The sequence below is a fragment of the Paraburkholderia sp. SECH4 genome (genome assembly GCF_030511745.1).
GTDB classification, from domain to species: Bacteria; Pseudomonadota; Gammaproteobacteria; order Burkholderiales; family Burkholderiaceae; genus Paraburkholderia; species Paraburkholderia madseniana.
Map to the genome: position 1 here is coordinate 1 of NZ_JALOCP010000025.1, position 14,053 is coordinate 14,053.

Genomic DNA, 14,053 nt, shown 5'->3' on the forward strand with positions numbered 1-14,053 from the left:
TCGGAGTTCCGCTCGCATTGTCCGGCTGCGAACGCGCGAGCCTTTTTTCCGTGACGACGAAGAAGTAAATGATCACCAGGACAAAACCAAAGATCGCCATCAGACCCATCGACCAGCGCCAGCCAAAGTGAGTCGCAACGACGCCGGAAAGCGAAACACCGAGCACGGATCCGAAGGCAGCGGCAGACGTAAAGCCGCCGGCAATGGTAGAGCGCAGACGCTTTGGAAAGATGCTCATGAGCATCGCGAGTCCGACACTTCCGTAAGCGGCCTCGCCGACACCAACGAAGATGCGCGCGATGAACATCTCGTTGTAGCTGCTGGCAATCGCGCACCCGAGCGTGGCAACACTCCATAACGCAGCCATCAGTGCAATGCTTTTGACACGTCCCCAACGGTCCGCGATTATTGAAAATGGGAGGGTCAGCACGCCGACCGCCAACGGCACCACGCCGCTAATCGAACCGAGCTTTGTATCGGTCAGCTGCCACTGCACTTTCAGGATCGGAAACAACGCATTGAGCGCCTGCCGCGACATGTAGTCGGACAGCAAGAGGCAAAACATCAATGCAAATACCACCCACGCGTAGGGTCGGGCGCCACTGGTAACCGCCGCCGACTTGGCCGGCACTACGTTACTTGTATAAAGGTTCAATTCTGTCTCCTCCGATGATTCACTAAATTCATACTGAATCGTGCCGCTTGATGTCGTCTGGCCCGTGTGAAGCAAGACCTCTACGGCAAGACCGGCAGTGGTTTCTGCTGACCGTCAGCATCGCCGGACGCTTTCTTTGTGTCGCCGTGCGCGCTTTGGATTTCGACGCTTATTTCAGGCGTCTTGATGAAAGTGTTACGCCAGAGCCTCCCTTGCGGCCGCAAAGCTCCAGACGATGGACACTGATTTCAGGATAGCACTGAGAGTTATTTTTGGCGACATTAATTATTAGGCGCACGCGAAGCATCACGTCTGAACGTAGAGACAAATTGTTGCGAAGCGGCGTAAACCGGAAGCGAAGCTAAGGTTCGCAATATTGAGGGCACGACGAAACGCAATCACCTGCGTGACATGCTGACCAATCTGGGGGGATTTTCAACGCCGGCCGTTTCGTCGGGTCCTGATGGACGTCTGGTATGTCACGTGCGATCTGATACTGTTCATCGAATCGCTGAAGAAGAACGACTATTGCCCGCTACGCGCCAACCAGCAGATGGACGACTCGGGCGCAAGATCCCCGCAGCGGCGCGTAGGAAACAACCGGAGGTGCTGGCCTGCGGTGTCTGCCCCTGGGTGAGCGTACCCAGCGTCGAGGAGAGGATGGATGAGCGGGAAGCGAAGTCGATTCCGACGACATGACATCCCACCTCGATCCAACTATGCAGCGAACGTCCCAATCAATTCGTCCGACATCGCCGCCACGATAGACGGGCCGCTGCCAGTGGAAAACTCGACGCGGCGCTCCAAAAGATGGAACTCCGAGCAATCAGGATTCAACCGTCCTAAGCACGCGGGGAGCGACTCGTTTTTTAGAGGCGGCCGCTACTTCGGGCGGTGCCGCCTTTGGGGCATGTGCACGTCGACTGTCCGCCGGTTTTGCAGCGATTGCGCGAATGGCAGCATCCCTGGCGTCGTCCAGGCGCGAGGCCGCAAGTGAAAGCAGTAGTTCGTTGTCCCGCTTGATCGCGGCCTTCTGCAGCGCGTGCCAGACTTTTAAAGATGTGCGAACCGATTGAGGCTTGGCCACAAATCCTAGCCGGACGTAACGCAGGGTTCGCAATGAGATGGAGTGCAGGACGTCAACCAGAAGCCGGTTGCGGCACAGATCGACCGTGTTGAAATTCAGGAGGAAGCTTTCCACGGCATAGGCGTCTACCGACTCCTCGGCCGCCTTGGTTAGCTTGGGCATATGCGCGGTCAGTAACGCCTCGAACTCGGCCGGGCTTTCGCGCGCGACCTGCTCCAACATCGTGACGTAAAGCACGCTGCGCACGCGGAAAATGTCCCGAAGCTCATTCTCGTCGGGCGCCGTAACGATCGCCCCACGCCTGGCCTGAAACTCAACCAGGCGGTCCCGCTCCAGTATACGCATCGCTTCGCGCACCGGAGCGCGACTGACGTGCAGCACCTCGCTGATATCTTTCTCCAGCAAGCGTTGCCCCGACTTCACCAGGTCGAGCGTAATGACCCCGGCCAGCCGGGCAGCGATCTGCTCGGCAATCGGCACCGAGGCATACGCCCAGTCCTGCCCACGCAGCACCGCCCTCTCGACTGCCAGCATCAGTGAATTCTTGGGCGTAAGGAGCGCGGAAAGATCGGGAAGGTTTTGCGTTTTATTTCGGGCCATGGCGGATAGCGGAATCAATTTTGGTCGAATTTAATCCTTTGATCATTATAGTCTCCGGCATTGTAATGTCGACAAAAACTCCCAGGCCGCCGGCTGGCGCGCGAACACTTCAAACCTCGCGAGGACAAGCAAACTGTCAGTATGGTTTGTCGCCTTCGATTCCTGCTCGCTCCATCTTACGCGGTGCCGGCCAATAATCCATTACCGCGTAGTGCTGCGTTGGCCGGTTGTCCCAGACTGCAATACTGTTCGGTTTCCACCGGAAACGAACCTGATACTCAGGGATCGATGCCTGGCTCTGCAGATAACTCAGCAGAAGGCTCGCACCCGGCGTCTTGTCCAATCCGTAACGCACATTTTCAACCGTATGGTAGTTGACGAAATGCGTCGTGAAGCTGCTGACGTATAGAATCTTTTCGCCGGTCTCTGGGTGCGTCCGCACAACAGGGTGCTCCACCTCCGGGTTCTGCGCCGCCAGTTTTCTTCGCTCCTCCGGATCCATTGCCGCACCGAACGAGTGCTCAATGCTGCTTTTTGCTCTCAATCCCTCGATGCGCTTCTTGATGTCTTCTGGTAGTTGCCTATAGGCCTCTACCATGTTGACCCAGATGGTGTCACCCCCGACCTCTGGGCACTCGACGCAGCGCAGCACGGCGCCCATAGATGGGTTCGGCCGCCAAAGCCCATCGCTATGGTAGTTGTTCTCGTAAGGATTTTTTGCTTCCGATCGATAGATCTGCACGAGACCCGGGTGTTCCGGATCGCTTCCCGCAACTGGATGATCTTCCAATTTCCCGAAACGGCGCGCAAAGGAAACATGTTCTTCCCGGGAAATGTCCTGATCCCGAAAAAAGAGGACCCGGTGCTTAAGCAGCAGAGCCTTGATCTCTGCGAACAGCGATGCATCTCGAGACGCATCCCCCAAGCTCACACCGGACACCTCAGCACCAATGCAAGCGGTCAGTCTCTCTACTTTAATCATGATCGATATCTCCTTGTATCTGGCAGGCATTTCACCAACTCACCCACCGTCGCCGCGTGGCGACGCAGCTTTACGAAACCGTGAAATATTGTTGCCCTGCATCTGTACAAATAAGATAGCAGATCACTGTATTTATGTCGACATTAATTTTACTACCTCTAGTTTGGTCAGACCAGTGAGATGAAGCGCTGCATTGAACACGTTGATACTCGCGGTCAGCGTGCTCCAGAACCACAATTCGAAGTCGGCCAACGGGTCGAGGTGCTGTCGAAGCACCGCCAGGCGTCTCACCTTGTCGAGGTGAGAGATGACCTTCATGACAGGATCCTCGTTACGTGAACGGCCGCCCTGCGCACCGCACTACTGGCCGAACGGCCGTTGCACCGTGAGCTTGCTGGTCACCGACGTCACACCCGCGACGCCCTTCGCGACCTCGGCAACGGTGTTAATCTGCGACGCGTCCGGGACCGTGCCGGTGATCAGCACCGCGCCGCCTTTCGCGGTGATACTGATGTCGCCCGCATCGATCTCCTTGTGCTTCGCGAGCGCCGCGTACACCTTGCGTCGCAGCGCGCGATTCGCCTGCCGCGCGGCTTTGGCCGTCACGCCGCCGGACGCGGTGACCGCCGCGCTAGCCGTGCCAGCCGATGCCCCCTCCGGCGCGCCGTCCTGCGCCCACGCGCCGATCGACACCGCAGCAACCGCAACGCCGAACGCCACCCTGAGTCCATTCATCGCTTTCATCGTTGTTCTCCGTTTCGATTTCAATTCATCAGAAGCTGTGACGCAAGCCGATCATCGCGGCCGTGGTCGACACGCCCGGCGCGACGATCTGGCCGTACATGATTGTCTGGTTCATCGTCCCGCGGTTCGCGACGTACCCGACCTGCGCAGAGACGATTGTGCGCTTCGACAAGCTGTATTCCGCGCCCACCGCGTATTCACTCGAATGGTTCGCCGAGTTGTTGCGGTCCTTCAGATAGTAGAAGCCGGACGTGACTTTGAAGAACGGTGTGAACTGATAGCCGAGGCCACCCGAAATCATTTCGTAGTCCGCGAGGCTCGGTTTCGACGGATTCTTGCCGATCCCGTACGACGCCGACACCGATGCACCGCGGAACGTGTACTTCGCACCGAAATAGTAGAAGCGGTTGTTGTCGAGCCCGGTCGGTGCGGCCGCCGCGAGGTTCGTGTCGTGTGCGTTGTAGTAGACGGCGGACAGATTGAGGCCGTAGTTCGAATACCTGAGCACCGCCGATTCGCGCGTGCCGCCCTGAATCTGGCCCGGCACGCCGCCCGGCGCGTACTCGAGCGCGACCGACGCGCCGTAGAACTTCGGCGTCTGGTAGACGAGCGCGTTGCTGTCGTACAGCGCACCGATCGGCACGTTCGTGTTCGTCCCGGGCCAGCCGGCGGCCTGGTTCAGCCCGAGCCAAGCGCCCAGGATGCTGCCGAAGTACTGCGCCGCGCGGACGTCGGTATCGGCCATCGCGTAGATCATCGGCGTGTACTGCCGCCCGGCGTCGAACGTGCCGAACGGTCCGGAGAGGCCGACCGTCGACTGCTGGTTAAATATAGCGGTACCGCCCGTCGTGTCGGCCAGCCCGAACTTGCCGTTGCTGCTGTTGAACACGCCCTGCAGCCTGAAGTTGACCTTGTAGCCACCGCCGATGTCCTCGGCCCCCTTGATGCCCCAGAAACTCCCGTAGAGGCTGCCGTCCTTGATGCCGTACACGTGCCCGTTGTTGCGGGCGGTCGGCGCGAACGACGACGCCGCCGTGCTCTGATAGAAAACGCCCGAATCGATTGCGCCGTACAACGTGACCGACGACTGCGCATGCGACGCGCTAACGAATACCGCCAGTACCGCTACTCCGCTCCACTTCAGTTTCATTGACGTTTCCTCTGCTTTTTATGATGACCGAGCGAGCCCGGCCGGATACCTGACTGTTACCGAATGGCGCGGCGACGTCGCCCCCCACTTCCGTCGCAATCGGCGCATGCGCAGGTCCTTGTAGCGAAAGATCCTCCCGCTATTTTGGACGGGGTGCGTGACTTGACGATCACCCGTCGATTCCGGGGCCTTCCTGCAACGGCCCAGTTTGCCGACGGAACACTGACAATACCGATCATCCACTAAAATTGTTGATGTCGACATTAATACTTATACCGAGTCGACCTGACAGGCAGAACGGTATATGGCTTCGCGACAAGCAACCGCGCTCGGAACCCCAGATTCGCGCCGACGGAGTCAACAGCCGTCTGCCACACCTAGCGACAAATTCCGCACCTCTATTTTTGTCGACATTATTGTTTTATGAAGATACACTGCAAATCACAGTGGCCTAGCACTGCTGCGGCCGATGCGAAGTCAATGAACTGAGGGATTCCAATGCTGTCGACGCTGCCGCTTGCGAAGGTATGGGTGAACAAAACTCATGCCGCTCGACGGATTGCGGCGCGAATTGCGTCGGAGTTTGTCCCGAGGGGGAATCTCACTCCAATGACTCATGAAGCGCTTTGCTATGTGTGCATGACCGGCATTGTGATGCCGCCCCACCATGACATCACGCTGCGGGATCGTGGTCATGACAACCGGAGCCTCGAACTGAACGACGACTCCATTGCTATGCCTGAACTACACAATTCCGGTGGAAAACGATGAACAGCTGCCACGATCGCGCGGCATGCCTGGGGTTCATCAGGACCCCGATGAAAGATAGGCGCTGACAATGAACCCAATTGGCCTGCATGTTGTGCACTTGATCCCGTTTTGTCCTGCCGTCGCCGTCGGCGATCGTGGATGCGGTAGTCGATGATCCGGCGCGCCTGCGTCAGCGGATTACTGTCATGAAAAGTCAAGTGCAAGGCATGCAATGTAAAGCAGGAAGTGGCGCCAGGCCAGATGATTCACTGGTCGCCTCAGACACTCAGACAACAACCGCTTAAAGAAGATGGGGATCTAAAGCTTTCTCATCCAGTTCGACATTCTCAATATTCACATTTCAACTTGGAGATCCATCATGAACTTCCTTGACGGCCACCTGTATCCTGAGAACCAGCCGCCCCTGATCATCACAGCCGCTCCCTATGCGCCGGGCTGGATTCCCTCAGACTTCCCGGAAGATATCCCCGTCACAATGGAGGAGCAGATCCAGAAGGCGGTGGATTGCTACGAAGCCGGCGCCACCGTGCTGCATCTGCATGTGCGCGAACCCGATGGCAAGGGCAGCAAGCGCCTGTCCATGTTCAATGAGCTGATTGCCGGGGTGCGAGCTCGCGTACCCGAGATGGTTATTCAGGTGGGCGGATCCATCAGCTTCGCGCCTGAATCCGAGGGCCAGGCCGCCCAATGGCTAAGCGATGACACGCGGCATATGCTGGCCGAACTCGATCCGAAGCCCGACCAGGTGACTGTCACTGTCAACACTACGCAGATGAATGTGACAGAGCATGCCGGTATAGACGACTTCAAGGGAGTTTCACGGGGATTCCCGCACCTCTATGCGACCTACAAGGACATGATCGTGCCCTCGAATCCCAGTTGGGCCGAAGAGCACATCGGACGCCTGACAGCCGCTGGAATCCAAAGTGAGTTTCAGTGCTACAACATCAACAGCTTTGAAACGATTGAGCGGATGATTCGCCGTGGCATCTACAAGGGGCCACTGGTGATGAACTGGGTGGCTATCAGCGGCGGCATGGATCAAGCGAACATCTACAACCTGGCTAACTTCCTGCGCGCCGCGCCCGACGGCGCGGTGGTCACGGTGGAGAGTTCGGTGCTAAATGTGCTGCCGGTCAACATGATTGGCATTGCCTTGGGCTTGCATGTGCGGTGTGGCATCGAGGATGTGCTCTGGAATCAGACCCGCACGGGCAAGATGAGCTCCGTCGAGCAGATTAAGCAATTGGTGCGTATCGCAGGCGAATTTGGCCGCCCCATAGCGACAGCGAAGCAGGCACGGGAGATCATGAAGATTGGGGTCTTCTACGACACGGCGGAAGAGACGCTTCAGGCCAATGGCTTCGCGCCCAATCGTAACGGTGGCAATCAGGGATTCCTGCGCAAGCCGACCTGAAACCCCTGTGGCGAGTTGATATATCAAGGGTGAAGTAAGCGCTAGCGAGCCGCAGGCGAACTGCGGCAGTCAATGTATATCAGGAGACAACATGGCGAAAGTCGTTAAATTCTACGAAACCGGCGGTCCCGAGGTCCTTCGTTTTGAGGACGTTGACGTTGGAGAGCCGGGACCGGGAGAGGTACGCGTCCGGCACGTGGCAGTGGGTCTTAACTTTGCGGACACCTACTTCCGCGGAGGTACCTACGCGGTTCCGCTCCCCAACGGCCTCGGCAACGAGGCAGCCGGCGTGGTCGAGGCCATCGGTGCCGGAGTGACCCATCTGGCGGTCGGCGACCGTGTGACCTACACGGGCTTCATCAACACGCTGGGCGCCTACAGCACTGAGCGGCTGATTTCTGCCGCGCTGCTGATCAAGCTGCCGGAGGCGATCAGTTGCGAGGTTGCGGCGGCCATGACCATGCGGGGCTTGTCCGCCGCCTACCTGGTGCGCCGAATCTACCCTTTCAAGGCGGGGGACGCCGTGCTGCTTCATGCCGCAGCAGGCGGTGTTGGCCTGATCGTTTCGCAGTGGGCCAAATTGCTCGGGCTGACGGTGATCGGCACGGTTTCGACTGACGCCAAAGCCGAGGTGGCGCGCGCCCACGGCTGTGATCACACGATCAACTACAGTCATGAGGATGTGGCCAAGCGCGTGCGGGAACTCACCAACGGAGTGGGCGTGTCCGTAGTCTTCGACAGCGTGGGCAAGGATACCTTCATGTCCTCGCTAGACTCCCTCAAGCGCCGCGGCTTAATGGTCTGCGTCGGCACCGCTTCCGGCAAAATCCCGCCGTTCGATCCGCAAATTCTGGCCCGCAAGGGCTCGCTGTACCTGACCCGTCCGGGTCTTGCCGACTACATTGCCGATCCGGTCGAAAAGGCGGAACTGGTCGATGAGCTATTCGGCCATGTGGCGGCAGGCCGCATCCGCATCGAGATCAATCAGCGGTACGCCTTGCAGGACGCGGTGCAGGCACATCAGGACCTTGAGGCTCGAAAAACTACTGGCTCCTCCATTTTCGTGATTTGAGTGTGCCAGGCTGTTTGTCCTTCAAAACGTAGCGCAGTGATTCGGCACGTCGGGTCAAGTCGTTCAGGACTCGCTGCCGATAGCACTCTTCGTAGTACGCAGCGCCGGGATCCACATATTCCATGCCGTAGCGCAGTGTGTCGTAGAAGATCACCGCCTCGACGGAGTGCGCGACCAGCCCATACCCAATTGATATTTTTCACGGACCCTGGCCAATGACGTCTTCTTCGCCACCAACCATATTGATCGTTCCCGGCCTACGGGACCACGTCGAGGATCACTGGCAGACGATACTCGCACGCAAGCTGCCCAATGTGCGCGCAGTACCGCCGCTGGAGCACGACAAGCTCAGTTGCGCAGCCCGGATCGAGGCGCTCGACAAGGCACTCGCCAGCATCACCGGCCCCGTGGTGCTCGTGTCGCACAGTGCCGGGGTGATGATCACTGTGCACTGGGCGCAACATCATCAGCGCGAAATTAAGGGCGCGCTGCTCGCGGCGCCGCCGGATTTCGAATCGCCGCTGCCGGACGGCTATCCGACGATGGATGTCTTGCGTCAGCACGGTTGGTTGCCTACGCCACGAACCAGGCTACCGTTTCCGAGCATCGTGGCGGCCAGTACGAATGACCCGCTCGCGCGGATCGAACAGGTCACACAACTGGCGAACGCTTGGGGCAGTCGTTTAGTTGACGTCGGCGCTGTCGGCCATCTCAACCCCTCCTCGGGGTTCGGGGAGTGGCCACGTGCCGTGGAATTCGTGAGCGAACTCAGTTGAGGAGCTAACGTGGCCAGTCAAAACATTCCCTCCATGGCTTGTGAGAAAGAGCGAACGGCGCGCACCATTAGTGCCTCTGAACCTCTGCAGACAGTGAGAGAGCGTGAAGCCGATGGCCACAAACCTTTTCTGGAGATCGAGGTTTTCCTGGATTTCATTTGCCTGCAATCGGGTCCGTGTGGCCAACGCAATCACGGATTAACCTCGCGGTCAATCTTCCGACGATTTGAATTTCATCGTATTCGGAAAGCGGACGGGACCTCACAGTATCCGGTCGCCGTCTCTATTGTTGTCGTTTTGAAAACTGTGAATTCACCGTGGCTGCGTTGATGCCCAGCGCGTAGTGCTTAGAATGGATTGTGTGGACAAACCGCTCACGCGCATCAGAGTGCTATCAGAATCGCATGATTCAACGTAAGCGTCATCTGAAGGCCGCATGTACAGACAGCTGGATAGTGTCCAAAGTAGTCCCCACCAAATAAGTGATGGGGACTACTTTGTCTAAAGATGAGATGCAGATTTCGAATCGCAAGGGCCGACCGAACTACGATCCGGCCTACAAACGACAGGTCGCGATCGCGGCCTGTGAATCCAATGTTTCCGTGGCTAAACTTGCTCAGGCCCATGGACTCAATCCAAATATGGTTTTCAAATGGCGCCGCGAATACCGCGCCGGGTTGCTTAGCAACGGCGGCGCTGGAGCGACAGTGCTACTCCCTGTGACCTTGCCAACGGAGGTAAAAGCGGAGGCCTCCACGGCCCCGGCGGTAGCTGCAAATCCTGAGGGGCCTGCGCGTGATGCAGCAAGCATCGAGATCGAGCTCAATGGCGCGTGCGTTCGGCTCACTGGCAGGGTCGACCCCGTTCAATTGCGTTTAGTGCTGCGTTGTCTGATGCCCGTATGATCGCACCTCCTTCCGGTACCCGTATTTGGCTGGCCGCTGGCATTACGGACATGCGTCGCGGCATGGATGGCCTCGCTACTCTTGTTCAATCCACTCTGGAACTTGATCCGTTTTCTGGTCACGTCTTCGCCTTTCGTGGACGGCGTGGCGACATCATTAAGATTTTGTGGTGGAGCGGCGACGGCATGAATCTTTATGCGAAGCGTCTTGAGCGCGGCCGTTTTATCTGGCCCCAGGCCGAATCAGGCAGCATTCATCTCTCCGCAGCGCAGCTTTCGATGCTCCTAGAGGGCATCGATTGGCGGCGACCCGAACGGACCTGGCAGCCTACTCGAGCAGCGTAAAAAAGCCTCTGCGCAAGCGTTCAGAAACGGCGGGCATGTTTTAAAATAACAGACATGCTCGCTAGTTCCCTTCCTGACGACATCGCCACACTCAAGCGCATGCTGGCCACGCGCGATGAGACGATTGCCCAGTTGGTGGCCGAGATTGCACGTCTTAAACGCTGGCAGTACGGTCGTTCATCGGAGCGTATGACTGAGCTGATGGATCAGCTCGAACTGGCGCTTGGAGATTTGCCCGTACAGCAGGTGCCGAGCGTTCCAACTACAGACTTGCCCGTCGAAGGCGAAACGGTCGATTCGAAGGAAACAGACAAGGCCGCCGCTCGTCGCCGCAAACCACGCACGTTTCCCGACCACCTCCCACGTGAGACCCTGGTTCATGCGCCCGCGACTTGTGACTGTCCCGAATGCGGAACCCATATGCGTGCGCTCGGCGAAGACGTTTCAGAGATGCTCGATTATGTGCCGGGTTACTTCAAGGTGACTCGGCACGTGCGTCCCAAACTAGCGTGTGGTCGCTGTTCCAAAGTCGTGCAGGTTGCTGCTCCTTCCCGCCCAATCGCAAGGGGTATGGCCGGGGCGGGTCTTCTGGCTCAAGTAGTGGTTTCCAAATACGCTGACCATACCCCGCTGTATCGACAAGCAAGCATCTATCGCCGTGCAGGCATCGAACTTGATCGCGCAACGCTGGCTTCTTGGGTGCGCGAAGCGGGTCGCCTCCTTGAACCCCTGGCCGACGCCATAGGCCAGTATGTCCTGCAGGCGCAAAAGATCCATACCGACGATACGCCGGTGCCAGTGTTAGATCCGGGTCGCGGAAAGACACGCACGGCGCGACTATGGACGTATGTGAGAGACGATAGGCCAGCAGGCAACCAGGCGCCGCCAGCGGTCTGGTACCAGTACTCGCCTGACCGCAAAGGCGAAAGGCCCAGAGCACATCTCGACGGCTATTGCGGAATCCTGCAAGCGGATGCCTATAGCGGGTATTCCGCGCTATATCGCGATGGCCAGATTATCGAAGCCGCTTGCTGGGCCCACGCTCGGCGTAAGTACTATGACTTGTTCGAGTTAGACCGCTCTCCGATCGCCGAGGAGGCGCTGCTCCGGATCAGAGCCCTGTACGCAATTGAGAGGGATATCCGCGGACAAATGCCCGCCGTGCGTCAATCGGTTCGCCTGACGCGTGCGATGCCGCTTCTCATAAGCCTGAAGGTCTGGCTGGAACGAACGCTCTTGCAGGTATCGGTGAAGTCCGGCATAGCCAAGGCGCTCAAGTACTCGTTGACACATTGGCAGGCGCTGACGCGTTACTGCGAAGATGGGCGCATCGAAGTGGACAACAACACCGCAGAACGCTCAATTCGCCCTCTAGTTCTTGGACGCCGGAATTATCTGTTCGCAGGGTCCGACGGCGGCGGCGAGAGCGCTGCGATAATCTACAGCCTGATCGGAACGGCACGCCTAAACGATGTGGAGCCATTTGCGTATTTGCGTGCTGTCTTCGAACGAATCGCCGATCATCCCATCAACCGCGTCGACGAACTGCTGCCGTGGCGCCTGATGCCCGTTGAACAGGCCACACAGCTCGCAGCTTAACGGACCATCACGATGGCTCAAGCACGCAAATCAAGCAGTCGCAAACCCACGTTGCGAATGGTCAGCTCTCCAGAGTTCGTCTATCAGTTGCGGGTTGAACTACTGGGTCTCAGACCGGCGATTTGGCGGCAGATTCTCGTTCGAGGGTCCGTTGAGCTTTCCAGGCTTCACGTCATCTTGCTCATGACCATGGGGTGGGACGGTGGCCACGTGCATGAGTACGTCATTGGAGACAAAAACTATGGGGAAGTCGATCCGTTCTTCCGACCCGATGTCCCCGACGACCCGCCTGTGTTAGACGAAGCCAAGGCAACCCTCGCGGTGGTACTTGGTGACCGGAAATTGTTCACCTATATCTACGACTTTGGCGACAATTGGCAACATCGCGTCAAAGTCGAAAAAATCTTGCCGCCTGATCCCGACTTACGCTCGCCGATCTGCTTGGCCGGCCGCAACGCCTGTCCGCCCGAAGACGTCGGTGGTGGACCCGGGTACATCGAATTCTTAGAAGCTATAACCGACCCGTCTCATGAAGACCATGAGCAACTGCTCGAATGGTGTGGCGGCAGCTTCGATCCCGATACTTTTGACGTCGCTGCCGTCAACGAACGACTATCGGAATTTGAGTTCTGAACGGTCGGCGCGGCCTCTGCATGACGCTTACGATTCAACGATGTGGAGCATCAGATGGACATCCTTGACCTGGCTCGGAAATCGGGAATGACTGTGGTTCTTGACGCGAAGATTGGACGTCAGGAGTATCGCACAGTGCACGGCTCAGTCGCAGCGCTTGAGCGCTTCGCCGAGCTTCTCGCTGCGTCGATGCACGATGAGCTGGTGGAGCAGGATTGATACGCGTTGACAACAATCTCAAATAGGAACCGCAATGAACTACGACTCATCGAAATCCAGAAACATCGGCCGCGCTAAGTGCACGAACGACAAGTACGACGGAGGTTCACCCTCCGATGAGGTCGCGCAGGCGGTCGGCAAGAAACGTGAGACAGCAAGGAACTGGGCGTGGGCGCGCAGCAACGAATCGTACGACTGGATGGACTCGCATAGTCTCTTCAACACCCGGGACTCGATTCATTGAACGATTTACAAGGGCGACGGTTTTGAGCGATCGCAGCGTTGAACTGTATCGATCTTTGAAGTTGGCTTAACCCATCTCGGGCAGCAGACTGTCCGCGTTAGTCTCGATCCGTCTGAGCAGATGGGCTAGCAGCGAACCTGGCTGTGTACGGTTACCCTGTGGAACGCCCCTTGGGGCACAACGCGGCGGTCTCCCACTCAGAACGCTGGCGTTCAAATTCCTCCCTTCAGATAGGCCCGCTTGCCGGTGAGCCGCGTCCGCCATCTGCAATCGCGTCGGCCTCCACTCACACCGTTGCAAGTCCCGAGCGAATGTGTGTCCACTTAAGGGAGCACCGTAGCCGTCGCCTACGCAGCGTCCCATCGTGCGGCGCGCGATATGAAAGTAGATCCCGGTTGCGTACCCCGGTGCCAACCCTAGAGGCATACAACTAGGTATCCAGCATCGGTTCTAGAGATCGGTCGGCGCACCATGCATGCCGTCTTCAGGCAAAACTCACCTAAAAATAGGGCCCGACTACACGTTAGCGCCATTACTCGCACGTTGTATTCGGTCGGGGCCAATGCGAGGGCGCGATCTGTGTGACCCGAGTTCGAGACACGACGTGGCCCGTGTTGCACTAACGATGCGGATTCCAAAACCGGGAACGGTGCTGGAAACACGCGCAGCTCCCGCCCCTCCGCAATGCGAACTCCTTTGGTTTGACTCCCACGAAGCCCTGGCGCTACTTGCATGGGTAGCGATCGAGGAATCCGCTTTGGGATCACATTAGCCGGAGCATCAGTTGGGCACAGGACAGCAGGCGACAGCTGATGAGCACCGCCTCGCACAAGAGCGCCGCGAGTATGCTCCCGA

16 protein-coding genes are annotated in these 14,053 nt (G+C 58.1%); 10 read left to right on the top strand and 6 right to left on the bottom strand.

What is annotated here, in order from left to right; genetic code table 11:
- The 6 genes from M0D67_RS27855 to M0D67_RS27880 all read right to left on the bottom strand — a co-directional run.
- A partial coding sequence (locus M0D67_RS27855; protein WP_266240607.1) for an MFS transporter occupies positions 1-565 on the bottom strand: 565 nt, incomplete at its 3' end.
- Positions 566-1,481: 916 nt separating this feature from the next.
- Positions 1,482-2,342 carry a GntR family transcriptional regulator gene (locus M0D67_RS27860; RefSeq protein ID WP_266240531.1) on the bottom strand — a complete coding sequence of 287 codons (861 nt, stop codon included), beginning with the start codon at positions 2,340-2,342 and terminating at the stop codon, positions 1,482-1,484.
- A 136-nt stretch (positions 2,343-2,478) separates the two neighbouring features.
- Entirely contained in the window at positions 2,479-3,321 is an 843-nt protein-coding gene (locus M0D67_RS27865) for a TauD/TfdA family dioxygenase (protein WP_266240608.1), read from the bottom strand.
- Positions 3,322-3,456: 135 nt separating this feature from the next.
- Positions 3,457-3,642 (bottom strand): hypothetical protein, encoded by a 186-nt coding sequence (locus M0D67_RS27870; RefSeq protein WP_266240532.1) that lies wholly within the window; start codon positions 3,640-3,642, stop codon positions 3,457-3,459.
- A 42-nt stretch (positions 3,643-3,684) separates the two neighbouring features.
- Positions 3,685-4,068, bottom strand: coding sequence for a BON domain-containing protein (locus tag M0D67_RS27875; RefSeq protein ID WP_266240533.1), 384 nt, complete (start codon positions 4,066-4,068; stop codon positions 3,685-3,687).
- A gap of 28 nt (positions 4,069-4,096) precedes the next feature.
- Entirely contained in the window at positions 4,097-5,218 is a 1,122-nt protein-coding gene (locus M0D67_RS27880) for a porin (RefSeq protein ID WP_266240534.1), read from the bottom strand.
- A gap of 498 nt (positions 5,219-5,716) precedes the next feature.
- Between M0D67_RS27880 and M0D67_RS27885 the strand changes: the two genes are divergently transcribed.
- The 10 genes from M0D67_RS27885 (at position 5,717) to M0D67_RS27930 (ending at position 13,198) form a co-directional block, all read left to right on the top strand.
- Entirely contained in the window at positions 5,717-5,989 is a 273-nt protein-coding gene (locus M0D67_RS27885; RefSeq protein WP_266240535.1) for a hypothetical protein, read from the top strand.
- A gap of 358 nt (positions 5,990-6,347) precedes the next feature.
- On the top strand, positions 6,348-7,406 hold the full coding sequence (locus M0D67_RS27890; protein WP_266240536.1) for a 3-keto-5-aminohexanoate cleavage protein: 1,059 nt from the start codon (positions 6,348-6,350) through the stop codon (positions 7,404-7,406).
- A 91-nt stretch (positions 7,407-7,497) separates the two neighbouring features.
- A complete protein-coding gene (locus M0D67_RS27895; protein ID WP_266240537.1) occupies positions 7,498-8,478 on the top strand; it encodes a quinone oxidoreductase in 981 nt (326 codons plus the stop codon).
- A gap of 215 nt (positions 8,479-8,693) precedes the next feature.
- Positions 8,694-9,254 (top strand): alpha/beta hydrolase, encoded by a 561-nt coding sequence (locus M0D67_RS27900; RefSeq protein WP_266240538.1) that lies wholly within the window; start codon positions 8,694-8,696, stop codon positions 9,252-9,254.
- Between the two features lie 497 nt (positions 9,255-9,751).
- Positions 9,752-10,159, top strand: a complete 408-nt coding sequence (locus M0D67_RS27905) for a transposase (RefSeq protein ID WP_266240539.1) — start codon at positions 9,752-9,754, stop codon at positions 10,157-10,159.
- Positions 10,156-10,503, top strand: coding sequence for an IS66 family insertion sequence element accessory protein TnpB (tnpB, locus tag M0D67_RS27910; RefSeq protein WP_062093208.1), 348 nt, complete (start codon positions 10,156-10,158; stop codon positions 10,501-10,503). Before M0D67_RS27905 ends, tnpB begins: the two co-directional genes overlap by 4 nt.
- 54 nt (positions 10,504-10,557) lie before the next feature.
- Positions 10,558-12,102 carry an IS66 family transposase gene (locus tag M0D67_RS27915; RefSeq protein WP_266240540.1) on the top strand — a complete coding sequence of 515 codons (1,545 nt, stop codon included), beginning with the start codon at positions 10,558-10,560 and terminating at the stop codon, positions 12,100-12,102.
- A gap of 12 nt (positions 12,103-12,114) precedes the next feature.
- Complete coding sequence (locus M0D67_RS27920) at positions 12,115-12,735, top strand: plasmid pRiA4b ORF-3 family protein (RefSeq protein ID WP_266240541.1); 621 nt, start codon at positions 12,115-12,117, stop codon at positions 12,733-12,735.
- A gap of 54 nt (positions 12,736-12,789) precedes the next feature.
- On the top strand, positions 12,790-12,954 hold the full coding sequence (locus M0D67_RS27925; protein ID WP_169490123.1) for a hypothetical protein: 165 nt from the start codon (positions 12,790-12,792) through the stop codon (positions 12,952-12,954).
- Positions 12,955-12,988: 34 nt separating this feature from the next.
- A complete protein-coding gene (locus M0D67_RS27930) occupies positions 12,989-13,198 on the top strand; it encodes a hypothetical protein (protein WP_266240542.1) in 210 nt (69 codons plus the stop codon).
- The last annotated feature ends 855 nt before the right edge of the window (positions 13,199-14,053 follow it).

What these genes read in the sequence shown, in the direction of transcription:
- M0D67_RS27875 (WP_266240533.1), bottom strand. Translation starts at nt 4,068, where the DNA reads ATGAAAGCGATGAATGGACTCAGGGTGGCGTTCGGCGTTGCGGTTGCT.
- M0D67_RS27880 (WP_266240534.1), bottom strand. Translation starts at nt 5,218, where the DNA reads ATGAAACTGAAGTGGAGCGGAGTAGCGGTACTGGCGGTATTCGTTAGC.
- M0D67_RS27870 (WP_266240532.1), bottom strand. Translation starts at nt 3,642, where the DNA reads ATGAAGGTCATCTCTCACCTCGACAAGGTGAGACGCCTGGCGGTGCTT.
- M0D67_RS27885 (WP_266240535.1), top strand. Translation starts at nt 5,717, where the DNA reads ATGCTGTCGACGCTGCCGCTTGCGAAGGTATGGGTGAACAAAACTCAT.
- M0D67_RS27860 (WP_266240531.1), bottom strand. Translation starts at nt 2,342, where the DNA reads ATGGCCCGAAATAAAACGCAAAACCTTCCCGATCTTTCCGCGCTCCTT.
- M0D67_RS27925 (WP_169490123.1), top strand. Translation starts at nt 12,790, where the DNA reads ATGGACATCCTTGACCTGGCTCGGAAATCGGGAATGACTGTGGTTCTT.
- M0D67_RS27895 (WP_266240537.1), top strand. Translation starts at nt 7,498, where the DNA reads ATGGCGAAAGTCGTTAAATTCTACGAAACCGGCGGTCCCGAGGTCCTT.
- M0D67_RS27890 (WP_266240536.1), top strand. Translation starts at nt 6,348, where the DNA reads ATGAACTTCCTTGACGGCCACCTGTATCCTGAGAACCAGCCGCCCCTG.
- M0D67_RS27900 (WP_266240538.1), top strand. Translation starts at nt 8,694, where the DNA reads ATGACGTCTTCTTCGCCACCAACCATATTGATCGTTCCCGGCCTACGG.
- M0D67_RS27920 (WP_266240541.1), top strand. Translation starts at nt 12,115, where the DNA reads ATGGCTCAAGCACGCAAATCAAGCAGTCGCAAACCCACGTTGCGAATG.
- M0D67_RS27930 (WP_266240542.1), top strand. Translation starts at nt 12,989, where the DNA reads ATGAACTACGACTCATCGAAATCCAGAAACATCGGCCGCGCTAAGTGC.
- M0D67_RS27915 (WP_266240540.1), top strand. Translation starts at nt 10,558, where the DNA reads ATGCTCGCTAGTTCCCTTCCTGACGACATCGCCACACTCAAGCGCATG.
- tnpB (WP_062093208.1), top strand. Translation starts at nt 10,156, where the DNA reads ATGATCGCACCTCCTTCCGGTACCCGTATTTGGCTGGCCGCTGGCATT.